21 protein-coding genes and 1 pseudogene are annotated in these 19,345 nt (G+C 67.1%); 10 read left to right on the forward strand and 12 right to left on the reverse strand.

From position 1 onward, the window contains the following. Window positions 1-186: 186 nt before the first annotated feature. Window positions 187-498, reverse strand: a complete 312-nt coding sequence (locus tag ACQPZZ_RS00115) for a hypothetical protein (RefSeq protein ID WP_432927749.1) — start codon at window positions 496-498, stop codon at window positions 187-189. A 24-nt stretch (window positions 499-522) separates the two neighbouring features. Further along, window positions 523-1,128 (reverse strand): replication initiator, encoded by a 606-nt coding sequence (locus ACQPZZ_RS00120; RefSeq protein WP_432927751.1) that lies wholly within the window; start codon window positions 1,126-1,128, stop codon window positions 523-525. A gap of 249 nt (window positions 1,129-1,377) precedes the next feature. Between ACQPZZ_RS00120 and ACQPZZ_RS00125 the strand changes: the two genes are divergently transcribed. Next, entirely contained in the window at window positions 1,378-1,575 is a 198-nt protein-coding gene (locus tag ACQPZZ_RS00125) for a hypothetical protein (protein WP_432927753.1), read from the forward strand. Window positions 1,576-1,599: 24 nt separating this feature from the next. On the opposite strand, the gene ACQPZZ_RS00130 is transcribed toward ACQPZZ_RS00125, so the two are convergent. Further along, window positions 1,600-2,823, reverse strand: a complete 1,224-nt coding sequence (locus tag ACQPZZ_RS00130) for an MFS transporter (protein WP_432927755.1) — start codon at window positions 2,821-2,823, stop codon at window positions 1,600-1,602. A gap of 5 nt (window positions 2,824-2,828) precedes the next feature. Next, window positions 2,829-4,184, reverse strand: coding sequence for an FAD-dependent oxidoreductase (locus ACQPZZ_RS00135; protein ID WP_432927757.1), 1,356 nt, complete (start codon window positions 4,182-4,184; stop codon window positions 2,829-2,831). Window positions 4,185-4,291: 107 nt separating this feature from the next. Between ACQPZZ_RS00135 and ACQPZZ_RS00140 the strand changes: the two genes are divergently transcribed. The 3 genes from ACQPZZ_RS00140 to ACQPZZ_RS00150 all read left to right on the forward strand — a co-directional run bounded on the left by ACQPZZ_RS00140 (window position 4,292) and on the right by ACQPZZ_RS00150 (window position 5,794). Then, window positions 4,292-4,528: an FAD-dependent oxidoreductase gene (locus ACQPZZ_RS00140; protein ID WP_432927758.1), complete on the forward strand. Its 237-nt coding sequence runs from the start codon at window positions 4,292-4,294 to the stop codon at window positions 4,526-4,528. Then, the gene (locus tag ACQPZZ_RS00145) at window positions 4,414-5,346 is read left to right on the forward strand and encodes a flavin-containing monooxygenase (RefSeq protein ID WP_432927760.1); all 933 of its coding nucleotides are present in this window, start codon (window positions 4,414-4,416) and stop codon (window positions 5,344-5,346) included. Before ACQPZZ_RS00140 ends, ACQPZZ_RS00145 begins: the two co-directional genes overlap by 115 nt. A 76-nt stretch (window positions 5,347-5,422) precedes the next feature. After that, the gene (locus ACQPZZ_RS00150; RefSeq protein WP_432927762.1) at window positions 5,423-5,794 is read left to right on the forward strand and encodes an ArsR/SmtB family transcription factor; all 372 of its coding nucleotides are present in this window, start codon (window positions 5,423-5,425) and stop codon (window positions 5,792-5,794) included. Between the two features lie 51 nt (window positions 5,795-5,845). Here the strand turns inward: ACQPZZ_RS00150 and ACQPZZ_RS00155 are convergent. Continuing rightward, window positions 5,846-6,274, reverse strand: a pseudogene (locus tag ACQPZZ_RS00155) (arsenic resistance protein); the annotation flags it as partial. 1,663 nt (window positions 6,275-7,937) lie between these two features. Further along, window positions 7,938-9,440, reverse strand: a complete 1,503-nt coding sequence (locus ACQPZZ_RS00160) for a S1 family peptidase (RefSeq protein WP_432927764.1) — start codon at window positions 9,438-9,440, stop codon at window positions 7,938-7,940. Window positions 9,441-10,839: 1,399 nt separating this feature from the next. Here ACQPZZ_RS00160 and ACQPZZ_RS00165 point away from each other — a divergent pair. Then, complete coding sequence (locus ACQPZZ_RS00165; protein ID WP_432934693.1) at window positions 10,840-11,100, forward strand: MerR family transcriptional regulator; 261 nt, start codon at window positions 10,840-10,842, stop codon at window positions 11,098-11,100. Between the two features lie 164 nt (window positions 11,101-11,264). Here the strand turns inward: ACQPZZ_RS00165 and ACQPZZ_RS00170 are convergent, their stop codons facing one another. Next, window positions 11,265-11,471, reverse strand: coding sequence for a cold-shock protein (locus tag ACQPZZ_RS00170; RefSeq protein ID WP_036324202.1), 207 nt, complete (start codon window positions 11,469-11,471; stop codon window positions 11,265-11,267). 374 nt (window positions 11,472-11,845) lie between these two features. On the opposite strand from ACQPZZ_RS00170, the gene ACQPZZ_RS00175 reads away from it, so the two are divergent. Further along, window positions 11,846-12,598, forward strand: coding sequence for an SDR family NAD(P)-dependent oxidoreductase (locus ACQPZZ_RS00175; protein WP_432927766.1), 753 nt, complete (start codon window positions 11,846-11,848; stop codon window positions 12,596-12,598). 26 nt (window positions 12,599-12,624) lie between these two features. Next, complete coding sequence (locus ACQPZZ_RS00180) at window positions 12,625-13,026, forward strand: MerR family transcriptional regulator (protein ID WP_432927768.1); 402 nt, start codon at window positions 12,625-12,627, stop codon at window positions 13,024-13,026. Here ACQPZZ_RS00180 and ACQPZZ_RS00185 read toward each other — a convergent pair. Continuing rightward, window positions 12,984-13,265 carry a peptide chain release factor family protein gene (locus ACQPZZ_RS00185; protein ID WP_432927770.1) on the reverse strand — a complete coding sequence of 94 codons (282 nt, stop codon included), beginning with the start codon at window positions 13,263-13,265 and terminating at the stop codon, window positions 12,984-12,986. The two genes, ACQPZZ_RS00180 and ACQPZZ_RS00185, sit on opposite strands and share 43 nt — an antisense overlap. Continuing rightward, a complete protein-coding gene (locus ACQPZZ_RS00190; RefSeq protein WP_432927772.1) occupies window positions 13,262-14,461 on the reverse strand; it encodes an RNA ligase RtcB family protein in 1,200 nt (399 codons plus the stop codon). The genes ACQPZZ_RS00185 and ACQPZZ_RS00190 overlap by 4 nt, the downstream gene beginning before the upstream one ends. Window positions 14,462-15,035: 574 nt before the next feature. Between ACQPZZ_RS00190 and ACQPZZ_RS00195 the strand changes: the two genes are divergently transcribed. After that, window positions 15,036-15,641, forward strand: coding sequence for a superoxide dismutase (locus ACQPZZ_RS00195; protein WP_432927774.1), 606 nt, complete (start codon window positions 15,036-15,038; stop codon window positions 15,639-15,641). 238 nt (window positions 15,642-15,879) lie between these two features. On the opposite strand, the gene ACQPZZ_RS00200 is transcribed toward ACQPZZ_RS00195, so the two are convergent. After that, on the reverse strand, window positions 15,880-16,776 hold the full coding sequence (locus ACQPZZ_RS00200; protein ID WP_432927776.1) for an SDR family oxidoreductase: 897 nt from the start codon (window positions 16,774-16,776) through the stop codon (window positions 15,880-15,882). On the opposite strand from ACQPZZ_RS00200, the gene ACQPZZ_RS00205 reads away from it, so the two are divergent. Continuing rightward, window positions 16,708-17,223, forward strand: a complete 516-nt coding sequence (locus ACQPZZ_RS00205) for a TetR/AcrR family transcriptional regulator (RefSeq protein WP_432927778.1) — start codon at window positions 16,708-16,710, stop codon at window positions 17,221-17,223. The two genes, ACQPZZ_RS00200 and ACQPZZ_RS00205, sit on opposite strands and share 69 nt — an antisense overlap. A gap of 70 nt (window positions 17,224-17,293) precedes the next feature. Here ACQPZZ_RS00205 and ACQPZZ_RS00210 read toward each other — a convergent pair whose 3' ends face one another. Continuing rightward, window positions 17,294-17,656, reverse strand: a complete 363-nt coding sequence (locus ACQPZZ_RS00210; protein WP_363635915.1) for a nuclear transport factor 2 family protein — start codon at window positions 17,654-17,656, stop codon at window positions 17,294-17,296. A gap of 255 nt (window positions 17,657-17,911) precedes the next feature. Here ACQPZZ_RS00210 and ACQPZZ_RS00215 point away from each other — a divergent pair, with 255 nt between their 5' ends. Continuing rightward, on the forward strand, window positions 17,912-18,370 hold the full coding sequence (locus ACQPZZ_RS00215) for a winged helix-turn-helix transcriptional regulator (protein ID WP_363635913.1): 459 nt from the start codon (window positions 17,912-17,914) through the stop codon (window positions 18,368-18,370). Window positions 18,371-18,410: 40 nt separating this feature from the next. Here ACQPZZ_RS00215 and ACQPZZ_RS00220 read toward each other — a convergent pair whose 3' ends face one another. After that, window positions 18,411-19,283 carry an aldo/keto reductase family oxidoreductase gene (locus tag ACQPZZ_RS00220; protein WP_432927781.1) on the reverse strand — a complete coding sequence of 291 codons (873 nt, stop codon included), beginning with the start codon at window positions 19,281-19,283 and terminating at the stop codon, window positions 18,411-18,413. Window positions 19,284-19,345: the final 62 nt, after the last annotated feature.

The following is a 19,345-nucleotide window of genomic DNA, read 5'->3' on the forward strand; positions in this document are numbered from 1 at the left end:
TCCGCTAAGGAACCTGCCTCGCAGGATGTGACAGACGCGAGAGAGGCGCGGACCTGCCCCATGCGCTTGATCAGGCCCTCCACGCGCCTGTCCGGTTGTAGGGCGAAGACAGGAGACAGTGCAACGGCTGCTCCGTCGATGGCGCCGCTCAGGAGAGAGACGGGCGGCGGCTAGTGGGGTGTCCACTTAGGTTCGCCGGGTCGCTTCCGGGTCTTTGATCGGGTTTGCCTCCACTGTCGGTACCAGCGATCGGTACCGACAGTGGAGGAGCGCATGGCCGAGCCCGTACGAGCACGGCGATTGACCGACCACGAGGGCCAGACCCTGCATCGCCTGGTCCGGCGCGGCAAGCACGGCTCGATCCTGGTCCGCCGGGCTCAGCGGCAGGTGGTCACCCTCGAAACGAACTTCATCGGTCGACGGCCACCACACCTGGTTGTACGTCGCGGCGATGATCTGCCGCAGCTCTGCCCTCGGAAGGGTGCCGCGGATCGCCATATATAGATGAGGAGCGAGCCGCTTCTAAGGCTCGACCGTGGCGAAGTACTGCACGTCATAGCCCGCCACTCGGCGGAGGTTATGCACGAAGCGATCCACCAGCTTGGAGAAGTGCAGCGCGTTCCGGGCCGCCCGCGCGTAGTCGTACCGGTCCGGGTCGAGCGGTGCGCCCTCCAAAACTCGTCCGTAGGAGGGCAGCGTGAGGGTGACGAACATCGACGGCCGGTAGGTCTTGCCGTCCGAGCCGGTGAATGTCCGCCCGAGTGTGGTCTTGGTCATCTGCCGCTTGGGCAGGTCCGGGGCGTCCTGCCGCCGTTTGGTCGAGCGCGTTCGCTTGCCGGAGGTGCGGCCGAGGACGTTGCCGCGCATCCCGGCGGCGTTGATCTCCTCGTCCAGCTCTACGATCGCGGCGTCCAGGTCGGTGGTGTCGCCGCCGGCCTTCTCGACCTCATCCCGCCACGCCTGGGCATCGGCCCGCAGCTCGACAAGGTGACGCTGATACTCATCGGCGTTGTCGGGCAGGTTCACGGGTTCGTGGTCGAGGTGCCAGCCCTCCCGGCACTGCGCCCGCCGGAGCTGCCGGTTGCGCTTGGCGCACGGCGGGAACTTGCTCTCCAGCGTGGCCCGCACGGCACGTCGATGACCTCGACCTGTCCGGTGAGGATGTCCTGCCGCCGGAGCGGAACCGGGCGGATGCACACGCCGTACTGCTTGGCGATCTCTTCCACGACCTCGCGAGCGAGGGGTTGTGCCATCCGTATGGCGCGGGGTGTGGAGCGGTCGTGCGGGTTGGTCACCGGTCACCGTCCCACGCGCTGAGGGGGTCGGGCCGACATCCTCGCCAAGCTGCCGCTCCCCGAGAACCCGGATCACCACTTCGTGTTCGACCACGCCAAGTGGGTGTCCTATGCCGCCACCGTGTATACGTGGCTGGAGGACAATGACCGGGCCGAGGAACACGCGCTGGAGACGATCCAGATGCACACTCTCCCGGACGGCACGTCCAATGCGCCGATGCGCACCTATACGACAGCCCGCCGTGCCCTTACCACCGGTCGCCCCGACCTCTTGGACTAATCAGGCGCCAGGACAAAGACGATCTCAATCGGTGAAGTAATGGGCACGGGTGCCGAGAGTAAGAATCGCGCCCAGCGCGGATATCCCTGCGAGCAGGATGAACAGTTGGGAGTAGCCCCCCAAGGGAGCGGCGAGAGCGGCCCCGGCAAACGGGGCCAGGGCTGCGGCGATGGTGGAAGGGGCGGTCAGCAGGCCTGACAGGCGGCCGTAGTGGGTTGCACCCCAGCGGTCGGGGACGGCGGTGGCCTGGAGCAGGGTGAGATTGCCGCGCACCATTCCAGCCGTGATGGCCAGCGCGGTCAGCAGCATGATGGGTCCGGGGACGACGGCCAAGGCGGCGGTGGTGGCGCCTCCGGCCGCGATGAGTGCTGCGGTGCGGACCGTCACGTTGGTGCGTCTGGCAAGGGCGGCATACAAGGTGCGGCCGAGGGTCTGGCCGGCGCCGCCGAGACCGAGCGCCCAGGCGGCGGCGGTGGTGGAGGCGCCGCGCTCTGTCAGGAGGGGCACCAGGGCGATCACGACGGCATACATCGCGAACGCGGACAAGGTGAACGCCGAGGCGAGCAGAAGGAATGTCCTGCTGCCCGCGACCCTCCCCGATGCGGCACCCGCCTGGTGTGCGGGTGGAGGCGGGGCGGGAGGCCAGGGCGCTTGCAGCGCAAGGGCGTGGGCCGGGATGGTGATCACGGCCAGGATGGCGGCGAGCACAACGTAAGTGGCCCGCCACGACAGGCGCTCGGCGAGGGCGGCGGTGAGAGGGGCGAAAACGGTGGACGCCAGCCCGCCGGCCAAGGTGATGATCGTGAGCGCTCGAACCCGGTCGTGCCCCCACCAGCGGGTCACAGCGGCGAAAGCAGGCTGGTAGAAGGTCGCCGCCATCCCGACACCGGCAAGGAGCCAGGCAGCGGTGAAGGCGGGGAGGTTGGGCGCGAGAGCGGCGCCCAGCACACTGATCACGCTTAGAACGGATCCGGTGGTCATGACGGTGCGGGGGCCTCTGGCGTCGAGGATGCGGCCGATCGGGATGCCGGCGAGAGCGGAGACGAGCAGAGCCGCGGAGAAGGCCGCTGTGGAGGCGGCAACGGGCCATCCGGTGTTCGCGGTGATGGCCGGGTTGAGCACAGGGAAGGCGTAATAGACGACTCCCCAGCTAGTGATCTGGGTGAGGCACAGGGCGGGCAGGACGGCACGCGGCCGCGACCGGTCCTGTGAGCCGGTCGCGGCAGCGCGAGCGTGAAGATCGGACACTGCGGTCAGCAGCCGCCGGAGGAGACGGGAGCGCCGATACCGATCTGCAGCGTGGCGGGCGCCCCACAGCAGCCACCGGACGCCTGCGCCGTGTCCGCCTGGTCGAACAGGCCGGAGCCGCCGCACACCCCGGTCTCAGGCAGGACCAGTTCGACGCGTTCGGCAGCCTCGCGGTCACCGGCCAGGGCGGCGGCGATGGAGCGGGTCTGCTCATATCCGGTCATGGCCAGGAACGTCGGGGCACGCCCGTAGGACTTCATGCCGACCAGGTAGACGCCCTGCTCGGGGTGGGACAGCTCGTTGACGCCGTGCGGGTAGACGGTGCCGCAGGAGTGCACGTTGGGGTCGATCAGCGGCGCCAGCGCAAGCGGGGCCTGCAGACGCTCGTCCAGGCCGAGGCGCACCTCGGACAGGAACGACAGGTCCGGGCGGAAGCCGGTCAGCACGATCACCTCATCGATCGGTTCGGTGCGGCGGCCGTCATCGGCGATGAGCACCAGGCGGTCGCCGTCACGCTCGATCGCCGTGGTGCGGAAGCCGGTGACCGCGCTGGCGTGTCCCGCCTCGACAGCGGCCTTGGCGGCGAGCCCGAGGGCGCCGCGTGCGGGGAGCTGGTCGGCCTCGCCGCCGCCGAAGGTGCTTGCGCCGATGCCCCGCCGCAGGATCCAGATCGCGTGCGTGCCCGGCTCCTGCTCGGCCAGGTCGGCAAGGGCCGCCAGCGCGGTGAAGGCCGAGGCCCCGGTGCCGACCACCGCGGTGCGCCGACCGGCGTACCGGGCGCGTACCGCCGGGTCCCTCAGGTTGGGGACGCGGTAGGAGATGCGATCAGTCGCGCTCTTCTCGCCGATCGCGGGCAGACCGTCGCCTCCGAGCGGGTTGGGGGTGGTCCAGGTGCCGGAGGCGTCGATGACCGCACGGGCGCTGATTCGCTCTTCGCGGCCGTCGGCGGTGTGTACATGCAGGGTGAAGGGCTGCTCGTCGCGGCCGGAGTCGACCACGCGGTCTCGTCCGGCCTTGGCGACGCCGGTGACGGTGGTGTTGTAGCGGACCTTGTCGCCGAGAGTGTCGGCGAGCGGCTGAAGGTACTGCTCGGCCCAGTCTCCGCCGCTCGGGTACGTCGCCGCGTCCGGGCGGACCCAGCCGGTCGGGGCGAGCAGCTTTTCGGCGGCGGGGTCGACGACCTCGCCCCAGGTGGAGAACAGCCGCACGTGTGACCACTCCCGGACGGCGGACCCGGCGGCGGGGCCGGCCTCCAGCACCAGCGGGTCGAGTCCGCGTTCGATCAAGTGGGCAGCGGCGGCAAGGCCGATGGGACCGGCTCCGATCACGACGACGGGCGGTTCGGCGGCGGGCGTGGTCACGGCGTCTCCTCTGATTCGACATTCGTCTATGAGTTGCGCGGCCAGCATGGCATCTGTTTCGATACCCGTCAACATAGACGTTCATCGAAACAAGGAAGGGTTTGGTCATGGATCAGATCGAGGTCGCGGTGATCGGCGGCGGTCAGTCCGGGCTGGCTACGGCGAACGCCCTACGGCGGCAAGGGTTGAAGCCGGTGGTCCTGGAGGCATCGAAGCAGCCTGCCGGGTCATGGCCCCGGTACTACGACAGCCTCACGTTGTTCTCACCGGCCCGCTACAGCTCCTTGCCGGGGATGCCGTTCAGTGGTGGGATCCGGATCGTTACCCGCACCGTGACGAAGTGATCGACTATCTCACCGCCTACGCCGCCCGCCTGGACGTGGAGATTCGCACTGGTACCCGCGTCGTGGAGGTCAGCGCGGAGGGCGAGGGGTTCGACATCACCCTGGACGACGGCAGCCGCCTCGCCGTGCGGGCCGTGGTCGCGGCGAGCGGAACCTTCGGTAACCCCTATCGGCCGGAGCTGCCCGGCTTCGAGGACTTCACCGGGACGGTGCTGCACGCGGCCGAGTACCGCGCCCCGGAGCCGTTCGCCGGTCAGCGAGTCATCGTGATCGGGGCGGGGAACTCTGCGGTGCAGATCGCCGCCGAACTCGCGACCGTGGCGCGGGTGACGCTGGCCACCCGGGCGCCGGTACGGTTCGCCCGTCAGCACATCCTTGGTCGGGATCTGCACTTCTGGCTCACCGTCACCGGGCTGGACACTGCGCCGCTGGGCCGTCTGCTGCGCACACCTCCGACTCAGCCGGTCCTCGATGACGGCCGCTACCGGGCGGCCCTGAACGGTGGCAGGCCGGACCGGCGTGCCGTTTTCGCCGAGATCGGCGACAGTAAGGTCACGTGGCCCGACGGCACGACCGAGCAGGTGGACACCATCCTGCTCGCGACGGGCTACCGCCCGGACCTGCCGTATCTGGCCGGAACTGGCGCTCTCGACTCTCAGGGGCGCCCGCTGCACCGTGGAGGCGCTTCTCTGACCCACCCCACTCTTGCTTACGTGGGGTTGGAATGGCAGCGCAGCTTGTCATCCAACTCGCTGCGCGGGGTGGGCCGGGACGCCATGCTCATGGCTCGCCGCCTGGCTGCACGATTGAGGCGCTGACCAACCTCTGCCCGTCAGCATCGGGAGGCGGTGGGCAGTTCTCACGCCTTGGTTCGATGTGTGTCAACATAGATGTATGTCGAACCCGCGGACACTGCCGGTGCTGGAGCCGGAGGTTGTGGCGCCCTGCTGCCCTCCGCTGACCGAACGGACGCTCACGGCCGAGGAGGCTGAGCGGACGGCGGCCATGTTCAAGGCACTCAGCGACCCGGTACGTGTGCGCCTGTTCTCCGCGGTCGCGTCCGCCCCCGGCGGTGAGGCATGCGTGTGCGACATCTCCGACGTGGGGGTGTCTCAGCCAACCGTCTCCCACCATTTGAAGAAGCTCAAGGAGGCCGGTCTGCTGGTCTCCGAGCGGCGGGGAACCTGGGTGTACTACCGGGTCGAGCCGAGCGTGCTGGCCGCGATGGGCCAACTCTTGCTGGCGCCTCTGCCGTCTGACCGGTGAACGAGGGCCGCCCAGCATCAACCAAGGCGGCCCTCTACGCGTATCGCCCTGCTAGGCGGCTGCGAATCCTCTTCGCCAGGCGAGTGAAACGTAGACCAGCGCCACGAGCACCGGGACCTCGATGAGTGGCCCGACGACGCCGGACAGCGCTTGACCCGAGGTGACGCCGAAGGTCGCGATGGCCACGGCGATCGCCAGTTCGAAGTTGTTGCCGGCAGCCGTGAAGGCCAGCGTGGCGGTGCGGTCATAGGGCAGGCCGAGGGTCTTGCCGAGAATGAAGGTGCCGAACCACATCAGGGCGAAATAGGCCAGCAGCGGCAGCGCGATGCGGGCGACGTCGCCGGGCTCGGAGGTGATCGTCTTGCCCTGCAGGGCGAACAGGATCACGATCGTGAACAGCAGTCCGTACAGCGCCCAGGGGCCGATCTTCGGCAGGAACGCGCTCTCGTAGCGCTCCCGGCCCAGCCTGCGCTCGCCCACATCACCGACCCAAGGCCGCAGTACTGCAACGCGTACTGCAACAGAGGCACACAACCCCTCACGCGCACGACCGCTCAGCACCGGTCAGGAGGTTGGCGCGGACCTCTGATCGCGGCGTGGACAGTCCTGATAAGGAAGAGGTCCCAGGTTCAAGTCCTGGTAGCCCCACCACGAAGCACCAGTTCAGAGGCCAGGTCCGTAGATTCGGGACCTGGCCTTTTGATCGTTTTCAGTCGTTCGTCAGTGGGACCGGCCCCGACCAGGTGACAGAGATCAATTCACATCTGCAGGTCCTGGCACCCGGTCTCCTACGGGTACAGGCTGGGCTTGAACCACGCCACGTCGTGGTCGCTCACACCGGGACTGTTAGTGGCAATGACGACTGCGCGGTTGAGGACTTTCGCTGGAGCAGGTGCCCGGGCTGACCATCCGCTATGGTGTCCCGCTCCGCACGCTGCCGCGGACGATCGCCCTGGCCCTGGGCGTCCGGGCCAGGGGTCGCACCTGCGGACCGTCAGTGTGGCCTGTCCGGCCCTGGCCGCGCTCCGCGAGCGAGTCTGCGCCTTCACGGCTGGCTTACGGCCAGAAAGAGGCGCTCAGGAGAAGTCGCTGAGGATGCGTGCTCGTCTCCCCACAGGGCATTGACTCCCGGCAGTGATAGCGAGGCCGTACCAGCGCCCTGCTACCGCGTGGGGCTTTGTGAGCCGGACGGTGGGCCCGGCAGTCGCAGGCGTGCCACTGGAGGGACAGGTATCGGTTTCAGGCGGGTAGCGATGGTTTGCCGGCCGACCTCACTGCACGGCGTCGGCCGCGGGCGCACTGTATGAGCTGGGCCTGCTCCGGCGCGGACGCGAGCACGACGCCGTCGTCTGCGCGAGCGCCCTCTACACCGTCCAGCTCGCCGGCGGCACGGATCTCGCGGGAGGGCACGCGGTGATTTTGTGGTTGCCCGTTACCCGCTGCTCCCTGGCCGACTGAGGTACCGGTTATCTCTCGAGGTCGACGGGAACTGGCATTCCCCTCACAGCCTCCAACACCGTCCGCCCGCCCAGAGGGCGATCGAGCCGTAAAGTCACCTGCCTGGAGTATCCCCCGGCCGTGCACAACCTTCCGTACTCATGCGGATGCCCCTCCACCACGATCAGGACCGCGTGTTCGGATTCGACCGCTCGCCCGGTGTAGTCGACGCCACAAGGACCGGTGGTGCTTCCGCCGATGAACTCGGCGGTGACTGTCCATCCATCTCTGTGGATGGTGGCTTTCCGCACAGCGGGCACGCCAAGAACGGGGCTGTATGGGTCTCGCGGAAGAGGTGTCAGTGTCGCCTGGGCACCGGCTTTGGCGAAGGCATGCTCGTAGCGCTCAAGAGCTAGCCGTACATGCCGTTCGAGCTGACGTTCGCTGTCGGTCGCGGTCCACCACAGCAGCGCCACCAGGCCGAGCCCGGCAGCGGAGACGATGATTACGGCCCAGTGCTTACGCGTCACTCTCTTTACACGTTCTCCGCGCGGTCCCGGTTCACATGCCGGCGAAGACGGGCGTCGCGGAATCGGAGATACTCACACACAAGCAAAGAGGGGCGCGGCGAGCTCGATTGGCCATCCGCGCCCCTCTTGGCGCGTGTACACCGGCTAGCGGCGCCTCCGCTCACCGCTCCTTGCGATCAGCACGTCGAGCACACCCAGACGTTCCACTTGCTGCCCATTCCACCGGCGTCATTGATCCGATCCGCCGCAACGAACAGGGAACGGGTATCGCAGATCGTGCAGTCGGTGGTCGCGGAGGTTATGCCCCAAGCCCTGTTGCCGTAGTACAGCGGACCGCCGCTGTCTCCGAGGTCGGCTATGTCGTCCGTCTCGATGTTTCCGTACCAATGCTTCCCATCATCAATGTCATTGGTGATGTCCACATTCGTGTCGACTATATCGTCGCAGGTCGCGCCGGTCGTTCTGCCGAACTTGCAAACTGGTTGCCCGATTACTGGGGACGTTCCCACATCATGGGCGTATCTAGGCGAATTCTGGTCGTAATAGAACGTGCGAGTATACGTCAGACTGCCGCCGGTGTATCGGGCGAGGTCGAAGTCGACGGCTCGGTAGGCGCGACCCACCGTCGTAGTAGCCGTGTCGTAACTGGAATGATTTTGGTATTGGTAATATTGTGCATGGTCGCCGCAGTGACGTGCGGTAGCACTTCCCTTTTCGTTCGTAGATGAGTTTATGATGTTGAAGCCGTTTGTGCAGTAATATGGAACGGATGAGTTATTGAGTAGGCCGCCGCCGCGCAGATACCCGTCCAATTTGGTAATGTGTAAGCCGTCATCGATTTTGATGTCGATTTCGATCGCTGGGTTGCTTGGCTGGGCGGGCCGCATCGCCGAGGCGAGATTGTCAAGGTTCGCGCCATCGAGGAGCGCCGCCTTCGGCTTCACCGTGAAAGTCACGCGCCCCGTTTCGGCATTGTATCTGCTGATGATAAGGGCGACGTCATCACGTTTGGCGATGCTCTCGCGCGCCGATTCGCGTGCCGCCTGCAGTTCCCTTTCAGAGAACCCTCGTCCGCTATACAGATTCACCTCAACGGGCAAGGTCTTTGCAAGGCTGATGGCTTTGTCCGGCACATCCCCCTTGAAGCCCATTCGCACGGCGCGACCGCCGTCCACGATGGCCACATCGGCCAGCTGGTCAGGGAACTCCGCACGAAGCTGAGCGGCCACCGTATTGATCGCCGGACTCCAGGCGTACCGGTCGATAGCCTCTTCGAAGGAGATTCCCTTCGCCTTGGCGACGCCCTGAAGATCTATCAGTTCTGCATACGGAATGCCGTCGATGTCGATATCGGGATCCGGAACAGGGCCGTCGGGGAGCTTCCCCTCGACGTCGGGATTCTTCTTCACCAAATTGACCGCGTAGTTCCTGATGGCTTGCTCTAAGGAGATGCCTTTTCCTTGCGAGGCGCGCTTGATCCCTTCGAGTGTCGGCCGCTCAAGCTTCGGCTGCTCCTGGGCGGATAGCGTTATTGCCAGGGTCCCCTTGGCCGCCGCCTCTGTCGGCTCGGGGCTTCCGGCTGCCGGGGGTGCAGGGGAAGCCAATACTGCTGTAGTCGGAGGTGCGGAGAGGATGGATGCGACGGCTGCGCTGAGAACGACTTTGAGGAGACGCTTCAATCCGGTAATTCCCCTTGACAGTTGATATGACGACTAGTTGGAGCCCCTTCTTGCCTATGATCCATGAGCTGGAACACTTATCAAGATCTTGACCGGGAAAAATAACAATGCTAGGGCCTGTGTGTAGTTCGAATCATTGGGTAGGGAGGGGCCCTTGATACGCGAGATACCTGCGAGAATTGAGGTCGGCGAGATAGGTCTGCACGGTCTTGTCGAAGCCGAAAGCCATGCAACACCACGCCACTCCTTCATTCCGTTGACGCAGCGTTTCGCCGTGTTGTGCTCGCGTTTCATCTCGATGGAGGCCGGGACCGCGCGCTCGCCGAGCTCGCGACGTTCCTGGACGCGGCCGGGACGGACCGAGCGGCCATCCTGCTCACGGGTGATCCGAGTGTGGGGAGAACCGCGCTCCTGGAGGGTGAGCATCTTCTGGCTGACGCCGCCAGCAGGCGGGCTAGAGCAGCGCATCGCCCGGTCCGCCGGCACAGTCGGCGCCCGGCTGGGGGCGAGTAAGGCCCACTCGTCACGAGCGATCCGTAACCACAGGACCACGGCATCGTCAGACTCGGCGGCGGCCGCGACGGTGGCCCGATCATGATCCTGGCCGCCGAGACGCTACCCGGCATGCCCGGCCGACGACCGATGTGTCCGGCGCCGTCCACACTCATGGTCCGATCAAGCACTTCGGCTCGCGTAGCTCAGGGAGCGGGGTCGGAGAGATCGGAACGAGGCCCGGCGTTGACGACGTTCCCGCTGGTGGCGCCGCCAGAAGGCTCTGCAGCGCCGGACACCGAAAATCTATGTTCGCGGAAGTAGACTTCTGTTGCCGATGAGGCTAGTGTTTCTCATATCGTAAGGAACGGTTCGGCCGGGCGGCGGAAGTACCAGCACCACGATGAACCGCCCGGAGCAAGACGAAGTTGAGTTGAGGCAGAAGGCCGGAAGTGACGGGCCCAGCGCAGTGTTCAGGGGCCCTGATCACGGACGCCGCAGGAAGCCGGACAGTGGTCCGGAAGGTAGAGATGAAGGGAGTGTTGACGCCATCAGGATCGCCCGTTGCCGGCTGAGTCTCGCCGCTCGGGTACCGCAGTTCCACAGATAGGAAGGTGGTCTACGGTCACGCATCCGCGATCCCCGCACCACCGCCGCTCAGTACGGCGGACGCGGAAAACAGTAAGCCGGCCAGATGGCCGGTAGATGGTGTTGAACTCTTCGGGGCCCCGGCGCGACAGGTGCCGGGGCCCCCTGTATGTGTGATGGAAAGGACCGTATGGATCAACCTCGCTCGACTGCCGGGGACGACACACTCGCTCACGGCAAGACTGCGGACACGGCCGGCTTCAGGGCCGATGAACGGTTCGAGGATCGGTTCGACGATGAGGACTACCCCGCCTACAGCATGGGCGCGGCCGCGGAGATGCTCGGTGTCAGCCCCGCGTTCCTACGGGCTCTGGGCGCCGCGAAACTGATCGAGCCGATGCGCTCCAGCGGCGGCCATCGCCGCTTCTCCCGCTACCAACTGCGACTGGCCGCGCGCGCCCGGGAACTCGTCGATCAGGGCACTCCTGTGGAAGCCGCCTGCCGGATCATTGTCTTGGAAGACCAGCTCGCCGAGGCGCTGCGCATCAACAACGCGCGCGACCGCCCGGCCGGACACTAGCAGCGGCGGTGAAAAGACCCGGCAGCGTGAAGCCGACCGGGTCTTGGAACCGGCTGTGGTTGCATCTCCTGCCGCCGATTCTCGTGCAGCAGCGATGCGGTAGCCGGAAACGAATCAGGGCCCGCACCCTTGGAGGTGTGAGCCCTGATACGTGGCGCTATTTGTCAGGCGGGAACGATGTTCTCGGCCTGAGGGCCCTTCTGACCCTGGGTGACATCGAAGGCCACCCTCTGACCATCGCGCAGCTCGCGGTAGCCGCCCTGAGAGATGATGTTCGAGTAGTGTGCGAAGACGTCGGCGCCGCCGCCGTCCTGCTCGATGAAGCCGAAGCCCTTTTCCGCGTTGAACCACTTCACGGTGCCAGAAGCCATGTTGATCTCCTCTTGATAGGCGTAGCCGAAATCCGCACTGTCGCGAATTCCGCGTTGCCGCGATAGGCCCACACCCGGAGAAGACCGGAAAACAAAAAATGCACCTGGGGCTACATACCGTCAGGTGCACACAAGTTCATCATGGGTACCACAACTGCAACTGCTTCTAACCTAGCACACGTGAGGCGTGGTACCGCCTGATGAGGAAGAGGTCCCAGCTTCACGTCCTGGTAGCCCCGCCACGAAGTACCAGCTCAGAGGCCAGTTCCCAACATCCGGGATCTGGCCTTTGGTCGTTTGCGGGCCGCAGCGTCCGCCCAGGTGCCGACCGCCGTTGACCTTGCCGTTGGCGTCAGGGTTTGAGGATTCCCCGCATGGACAGCTCACTGCAGGACAAGGTGGTTATCGTTACCGGAGCCGGCACAGGCATCGGCCGTGCGACGGCGCGGATGTTCGCGGGCAAAGGCGCGCGGGTAGTGGCGGTGGGCCGCAGGGCGGAACCGCTGGCCGAGACCGCCACCGGCTTCGACGGCATCCATCCGGTGACCGCTGACGTCACCGCCGAGGATGCCGCGGAGGAGATCGTGCGCGGCGTCATGGAGTCACACGGTCGGTTGGACGTGCTGGTCAACAACGCGGGAATCGTTCGCAGCGCGGCGCTCGGGACGCTGACCAAAGATCTGATCGAAACGCAGATGACGACGAACCTGGTAGCGCCGATACTGCTGGCGCAGGCCGCGTTGCCCGCGCTGGAGATTCGTGGCGGAGTGATCGTGAACGTGAGCACCTCGATTGGGCAGCGTGCTTGGCCGGGCAACTCGGTGTACGCGGCGACGAAGGTCGCCCTGGAACTGCTCACCCGTAGCTGGGCGGTGGAGTTGGCGCCGCGCGGGGTCCGAGTGGTCGCGGTGGCACCCGGCGGGATCGCGACCCCGATCGGTAGACATCAAGGGCTGTCGCCCGAGCAGATGACCGCGGTCAAGGAGTGGCAGATAGCCCACACGCCGCTGGGACGGATCGGCCGCCCCGAGGAGGTGGCGTGGGCGATCACGCAACTGGCCTCGCCACAGGCCTCATTCGTCACGGGAGTGGTGCTCCCCGTGGACGGTGGTGCGGTGGTCGCGTGATAGGACTGGCCGCGGAGGTGGGGTCGGTGCGAATCGGCGAGCTGGCGCGGGCCACGGGCACGACCGCGCGTGCGCTGCGGCACTACGAAGATGAGGGGTTGATCACCTCCAGGCGGGCACCCAACGGCTACCGGGTCTACGCCGAGGACGTGGTGGTGCGGGTTCGTAACATCCGCCATCTGCTGGCCGCCGGTCTCACCCTGGCAGATGTCCGTGCGTTCCTGCCGTGCCTGGATGGTGACGTGGTGGCCACGCCCCCCTCGGACAGGGGCATTCAGATCGCGCTGGATCGCCTTGCCGTCCTCAATGAGCGCATTGCCGTCCAGATCGAGGCACGCGACCGGTTGGCGGCGACGCTGCGTCGGGTGACGTGGGAAAGATCCGCTCAGTCGCCTGATCCGCGTTCCACGGTCACAGCCACTCGTTGACGGTGGCGACGGCGGTTGAGGCTGAACTGCCGCTCGGTGTCGACCGTGACGACGATCCCCGTGGGCCGGTGGGTCGCCCGTACTGCCGTGCCGGCCCGGTCCCCGGGGACAGTGCGGGTCCGGTGGGTCTCCAGCCCCTGCCGGGTGGCGTCGGCTTCCAGGCGGTGCAGCAGTTTGGCCAGCGCCCAGGCACACTCCTGCGGGCCACGCCCGGCCGACAGGAGCAGGTGAACGCTCACGACCGGCCTCGCTTGCGGCGGTGGTCCCGGTGGTCCGTTCGAGGTGCGGACCCGATGTCGGGAGTTTTGTAGGTGACCAGAGGGATGGTGGTGGTCACGGGCGTGGCCAGGTCGTGGTCGACGAGGTCGGCGATGACCTGCTCGATGCGCTTGTAGGCCGTCGGTGCCTCCTCGAAGAGGAGTTGGCGGTCGCCGCACACCACCAGCGACCCCATCGGTGTGCGGCGAAGCTCATCGACCGTGTGCTTGGCCCGGCCCCGGCGCAGGGCGTCCGCACGGGACATCTTGCGGCCCGCGCCGTGCGCCACGGAGTGGTTGGCGTCCGGTCCGGCGTGGCCGGCCACCAGGTAGGAAGGGGTGCCTCGCGTACCGGCGACGAGCACGTCGCGGCCGTCGCCCGGCGCCGCCCCCTTGCGGTGCAGGTAGATCTCGTCGCGGACCTCGACCAGGTTGTGGCACTGGTCGAGGATCGGCTCGGTGGGCTCGGTCCCCAGCGCGTGGGCGACCCGGGCGGCCAGCAGCCGCCGGTTGAGTGATCCCCAGCGTACGGCGTCGTCATGCATCGCCAGGTAGGCGCCGGGATCAGGGGCGGGGCCCGCGCCATGGACCGCGGTGTGGGCTCGCAGGATCCGTTCGCCCAGCCCTCGGGAACCGCTGTGGACGATGAGGACCAGGTCGTCGGCGGCGAGTCCGAGACGGCTCGCGTGGCCCGGCTCGAAGACGGTCCCGATGCGCGCCAGCTCGACGAAGTGGTTGCCTCGGCCGACCGTCCCGAGGCCCTCGACGTGACCGGCGGGAATATCGCCCTTGGCAACGGACCAGGCCGGGTCGTCGGCATCCTGCTCAGGATGCAGTGCGCGATCGAGATCGGGGAACCGGGCGGCGAGCTTGTCGGGTACGGCGCGCTTGAGCTTGATGGGGAACACGGCGATGCCGCAACCGATGTCGGAGCCCACCAGGAACGGGTACAGCCTGGTCGACGCCATGGCGGCGCCGATGGGGGCGCCCTTGCCGGGGTGCAGGTCCGGCATGGCGGCGACGTGCATCATGCCGTCGAGGGCGGCCACCTGGTGGCACTGCGCGACGGCATCGGACTCGATCCAACTGGTGGGGGAGGCGAACACGGCGACGGTGGCCGGCCCCGTGGCGGGGATGGACGGAGGCAGAAACTCCTGCCGGGAGTGTTGCTGAGACAAAGACGCTCTCTTTGCTGAAGAGATCATGGACGGGCGGCATCACGGGGCGAGTCGGCGCCGTGGCATCTCGAAGTGGAGCGGGGTGCTGTCCGTTAGAGCATCATGGGCACAACGTTTCCTGAGCCCGCCAGGCGAGGCAAGCGATTTTCGGCCGTACAGGCTTGCACGCCTGCACGCACCCCTCACGCAACGACGTGAGGGGTGCGCTGCGGCCGACACGCTGAGGTACATAGTCATCCGGCCTGGGCTCCTGGCCCGCTGACCGGGGTCGTAGTCCCGAAGTCCTAGCAGGGCGGGCTGGTCACCAGGCAGTCCACGGACCGGTCGGGCATCTCGGAGAGCACTTCGCGCGCGTCGGCCGAGGTACAGGATGGCGTGGCCGTCTCGCCAGTACGGAACAGTTCATGATCGTGCCTATGGGTGGCTCCGAGGTGGCTCCCGCACCTGGGAGGGCTGGGCTCCTATCGGGAAGTGGGGATCGGCGGCCGTCTGATCGTGCTTGTGCCTTCCCTTGTGCAGCTCAACTCTCTTGCAGCAGACTTGTAGTTGCGAATAACTTGCAATAAGGGGACTGATGACTCGGTACACGCTGCCTGACATGCCCTACGACTACGCGGCGCTGGAGCCGGCGATTACGGGCGAGATCCTGGAGCTGCACCACGCCAAGCACCACGCGGCCTACGTGAAGGGCGCCAACGACACCCTCGACCGGCTCGCCGAAGCCAGAGACAAGGGAGAGTTCGGCGGCCTCGTAGGGCTGGAGAAGACGTACGCCTTCAACCTGTCCGGCCACGTCCTGCACTCGATCTTCTGGCAGAACCTGTCACCGGACGGCGGAGACCGGCCTGACGGCGCGCTGGGCGACGCGATCGACGAACACTTCGGCTCCTTCGAGGCCTTCCAGAAGCAGCTCACCACGGCGACAACCACGGTTCAGGGCTCGGGCTGGGGCGTGCTGGCGTGGGAACCGCTCGGCCGGCGACTGGTGGTCGAGCAGGTGTACGACCACCACGGGAACGTCGGGATGAACACCACGCCCCTGCTGGTGTTCGACGCCTGGGAGCACGCCTACTACCTGCAGTACCGCAACGTCCGGCCGGACTACGTCGAGAAGTTGTGGAGCCTGATCAACTGGAACGACGTCATCGCCCGGTTCGAGGCCGCCCGCGCCGCGGCCTGACAACCCGGCCCCGAGCGGGGCCGTTCATGACCGCGACGGCCTGTGGGTACCCGGAAGCCCTTCCGAGCACTGTTCCGACACAGGCCGTCGCTCACGAACTTTACGCCTCACTGGCAACATTCCGTGAGGGCGTATTCCTGGGCTGGGCCACGCCGCCCGACTCTGGCTCGTGCCGCAGCACGCGATGTTCCCGACGGATCTGGCCACCGTCACGAGCTGTCGTCAGGTGTGAGGGGAGTCAGGAGGCCAAGTAGTCGCCGTGCTCCAGGTCGTCGAGCAGTGTCGGGTGGGTGGGCGACCAGCCGAGCAGTTCCCGCGTGTGAGAGCTGGAGACAGGCCCGTCGAAGCCGTAGGCGGTGGCCATGAACGGGCTTACGAAGTGCGTGGCGGCCTCGTCGGGGGTCAGCGAGACCGTGGGCAGATCCAGGCCCTGGGCGATCGTCTCCGCGATGCTCTTCAAGGTGACGCCGCTTTCGGCCACTCCGTGCAGCACGCTGCCCGCGGGAGCCTTCTCCACCGCAAGACGGAAGAGAACCGCCGCGTCGAGCCGGTGCACCGCGGGCCACCGGTTGGTGCCGTCTGCGATGTAGGCCGAGACGCCGGTCTTTCGCGCGGTGGCGATGAGCATGGGGATGAAACCGTGGTCTTCCGGGCCGTGGACGGTAGGAGCGAGGCGGACCACGCTCGCGCGTACTCCCCGGGCGGCGAAGCTCAGACACGCTCGCTCACCCGCGATGCGGAAGGCGGCGATCCCGGCCGTGTCGGGCTCGTCCTTCTCGGTGGCCACCCGGCCGGCGGGCATGACCAGGGTGCCCGAGGTCACGACGAGCGGCCTGCCCGAGTATTCCAACGGCCGGCCGAGCGCCTTGATCGCGGTCCGGTCGCGCCTCATCATGTCGTCGAGGTCGGAGAAGTCGCCGCCGTAGGCCATGTGCAGGACGCCATCGGCGGCTTCGGCGCCGCTGCGCAGACTCTCGAGGTCGTCCAGGGAGCCGCGGTGGGGTGTGGCCCCCAGTGACTCCAGCCGGGCGGCGGCGGTGTCCGAGCGCGCAAGACCGGTGACGGTGTGGCCGGCCGCGATCAGCTCGAGATCGCCGCCCGGGCCGGCGTCAACGAACGCACGTTCTTCCGGCACTTTCCTGACAAGCGCGAGGTGCTCTTCGACGGCGAATCCGACCTGCGCGCCGCGCTGATGCAGGCGGTGGCCGAAGCGCCCGAGGGTCTCCAGCCGCTCGAAATACTGCTCCGTGCCTTCCGCAAGGTCGAACGGATCCTTGAGGACAACCGCCCGTTCGCCGAACCACGGCTACAAGTCATCGCGGCGACACCGGCGCTCCGTGAACGCGACCTGGCCAAGGCAGCGGCGATCACCGAAGCCGTAGCGGAGGCGCTGCGGCAGCGCGGTGTCACCGACCGGCTGTCCGGCCTGGCTGCTCAGATCGGCTGGGCCGCCTTCCACCAAGCGATCCAAGCCTGGATCGACGAGCCCTCGCAGAGCTTGGACGCACATCTCCTCCACGCCTTCGACGACCTGCGCACCCTCTCCGTGACCGCCCTACCGGCCCAGGAACGGCCTGAGTGAACGCGTAGATCAGCCGGCTGCGGGTCGGTCCTGCGGGTTGTCCGTCCCGGCTCGATCCAGGCCTGGAGTGCTAGACCGCGTAGACGGGGGCGAGATCGACGAATATGCGATAGTCCGAGATCAGGCCGTCGTCGCGGGTGCGCCAGATCGACACGGCTACGGCGCTCGCATCCTTGCCATCGAGCCTCCGGTAGGTCACCTCGGTCTCGGCGATGATGTCGGCATCCACCCGCCAGTTCCGGACGATCCGGTGGCGCAGGCCGCCGATGGTGGAGTAGAACTCCCGGAGCCCGGCGACGATGGCCTCACGCCCCACCAGCGGCTCGGCATTGCCGAACACCAGCGTGGCATCCTCGGCCAGCAGCCGCCCGAACTCGTCAGGATCGAACGAATCGACTGATCGGAACACGCGCCGCACCGCATCGTCGGACATGCCGGTCCCCTCTCACGCAGATTCGATCGCTGATGGGGACGGTACGGGGCGAAGGGTGGCATACAACTAGCGCAAGGGTGTGGATCTTGTGGCCGAAGCCGACGGGCGGCGGCTCTGGTGCCCGCCACTTGCCTTGCGTGTGCGGGCAGGGGATGCTACCTGGCAGCGCCTTGCACCACTGTTTGCATGTAGCTTTCTATCGGGAAGAAGGCACTTCAGAGTGCGTACGGCGGGCGCGGACGAGAGGAGCGGCGGATGGCGACGATGACGGCGGCCCAGCAGAGGGCACAGGCCAAGGTGGAGTACGACGCCTTCGTGGCGGCCTGCCCCAGTCGCAAGCTGCTCGACCGGATCTCCGACAAATGGGTCACGCTGATCCTGGCCGCGCTCGGCAGCGACAGCGCGCATCAGCCGGGCGCCGACTGCGCCGGCGAGCGCCGCGTCGGCGAACCTCGCGCGATGCGCTACTCGGAGCTGGCCCGCCTGCTGGCCGGCATCAGTCAGAAGATGCTCACCCAGACGCTGCGCTCCCTGGAGCGCGACGGCCTGGTGGCCCGCACCGTGGTGCCGACCGTGCCCGTCACTGTCTCCTACGAGCTGACCGATCTCGGTCTGTCCTTGTACGAGATGATGCGCGGCCTCAAGGCATGGGCCGAGGTGCACATGGACGAGGTGCTCGTCAACCGCGAGACCTACGACAGCCGCGTCGCCTGACGGAGCACCACGCCAGTGGGAGAGTCCTCGAATGCCGCCGTCAGCGGCCGATCTTGTCCAGTTCGGCGAGATCCTCGTCGGAGAGTGAGAGTCCCGCGCCTGCGACGTTCTCGCGCAGGTGCGCCACCGACGAGGTGCCGGGGATCAGCAGGATGTTCGGCGACCGCTGCAGCAACCAGGCCAGGGCGACAGACATCGGCGTCGCGTCCAGCCGGGCGGCCACGGCCGACAGCGCCGAGGACTGCAGCGGGCTGAAGCCGCCGAGCGGGAAGAAGGGCACGTAGGCGATGCCCTGCTCGGCGAGCTCGTCGATGAGCTCGTCGTCCTGGCGGTGGGCGAGGTTGTACATGTTCTGCACGCACACGATCGGCGCGATCGTGCGTGCCTCGGCGACCTGCTCCGCCGTCGCGTTGCTCACGCCGAGGTGCCGGATCAGGCCCTGCCGCTGGAGGTCGACGAGCGTCTCGAACGCCTCGGCGAGCGACCCGGGCTTGGGGCCCTGGGCGTCGCCGAGCCGGAGGTTGACCACGTCCAGCGTCTCGAGGCCGAGGTTCTCCAGGTTGAGGCTGACGGCTCGGCGCAGGTCGTCGGGCTTACGTGCCGGGGGCCAGCCGCCCTGCTCGTCCCGGGTCGCGCCGACCTTGGTCACGATGTGCAGCGAGTCGGAGTAGGGGTGCAGCGCTTCGCGGATCAGCTGGTTGGTGATGTGCGGCCCGTAGGCGTCGGCGGTGTCGATGTGGGTGATGCCGAGGCCGACGGCTTCGCGCAGGACGGCGAGCGCGCCGTCGCGATCGGCGGGCGGGCCCATGACCCCGGGGCCGGCGAGCTGCATGGCGCCGTAGCCGAACCGGGTGACGGTCAGGTCGCCCAGGGACCAGGTGCCGCCGGGAAGCGAGGCGGAGAACGTGCTCATTGACGTGCCTTTCGTGGTGAAACAGAGGTGGTGCCTGACAGCGCCTTGCACCATCATGGGTG

It is taken from the genome of Microbispora sp. CA-135349, assembly GCF_050947365.1.
In the GTDB taxonomy this organism is placed as follows: domain Bacteria; phylum Actinomycetota; class Actinomycetes; order Streptosporangiales; family Streptosporangiaceae; genus Microbispora.

What these genes read in the sequence shown, in the direction of transcription:
- ACQPZZ_RS00165 (WP_432934693.1), top strand. Translation starts at nt 10,840, where the DNA reads ATGGGCGCGGCCGCGGAGATGCTCGGTGTCAGCCCCGCGTTCCTACGG.
- ACQPZZ_RS00220 (WP_432927781.1), bottom strand. Translation starts at nt 19,283, where the DNA reads ATGAGCACGTTCTCCGCCTCGCTTCCCGGCGGCACCTGGTCCCTGGGC.
- ACQPZZ_RS00145 (WP_432927760.1), top strand. Translation starts at nt 4,414, where the DNA reads ATGGCCCCGGTACTACGACAGCCTCACGTTGTTCTCACCGGCCCGCTA.
- ACQPZZ_RS00115 (WP_432927749.1), bottom strand. Translation starts at nt 498, where the DNA reads ATGGCGATCCGCGGCACCCTTCCGAGGGCAGAGCTGCGGCAGATCATC.
- ACQPZZ_RS00170 (WP_036324202.1), bottom strand. Translation starts at nt 11,471, where the DNA reads ATGGCTTCTGGCACCGTGAAGTGGTTCAACGCGGAAAAGGGCTTCGGC.
- ACQPZZ_RS00215 (WP_363635913.1), top strand. Translation starts at nt 17,912, where the DNA reads ATGGCGACGATGACGGCGGCCCAGCAGAGGGCACAGGCCAAGGTGGAG.
- ACQPZZ_RS00210 (WP_363635915.1), bottom strand. Translation starts at nt 17,656, where the DNA reads ATGTCCGACGATGCGGTGCGGCGCGTGTTCCGATCAGTCGATTCGTTC.
- ACQPZZ_RS00140 (WP_432927758.1), top strand. Translation starts at nt 4,292, where the DNA reads ATGGATCAGATCGAGGTCGCGGTGATCGGCGGCGGTCAGTCCGGGCTG.
- ACQPZZ_RS00150 (WP_432927762.1), top strand. Translation starts at nt 5,423, where the DNA reads ATGTCGAACCCGCGGACACTGCCGGTGCTGGAGCCGGAGGTTGTGGCG.
- ACQPZZ_RS00175 (WP_432927766.1), top strand. Translation starts at nt 11,846, where the DNA reads ATGGACAGCTCACTGCAGGACAAGGTGGTTATCGTTACCGGAGCCGGC.
- ACQPZZ_RS00195 (WP_432927774.1), top strand. Translation starts at nt 15,036, where the DNA reads ATGACTCGGTACACGCTGCCTGACATGCCCTACGACTACGCGGCGCTG.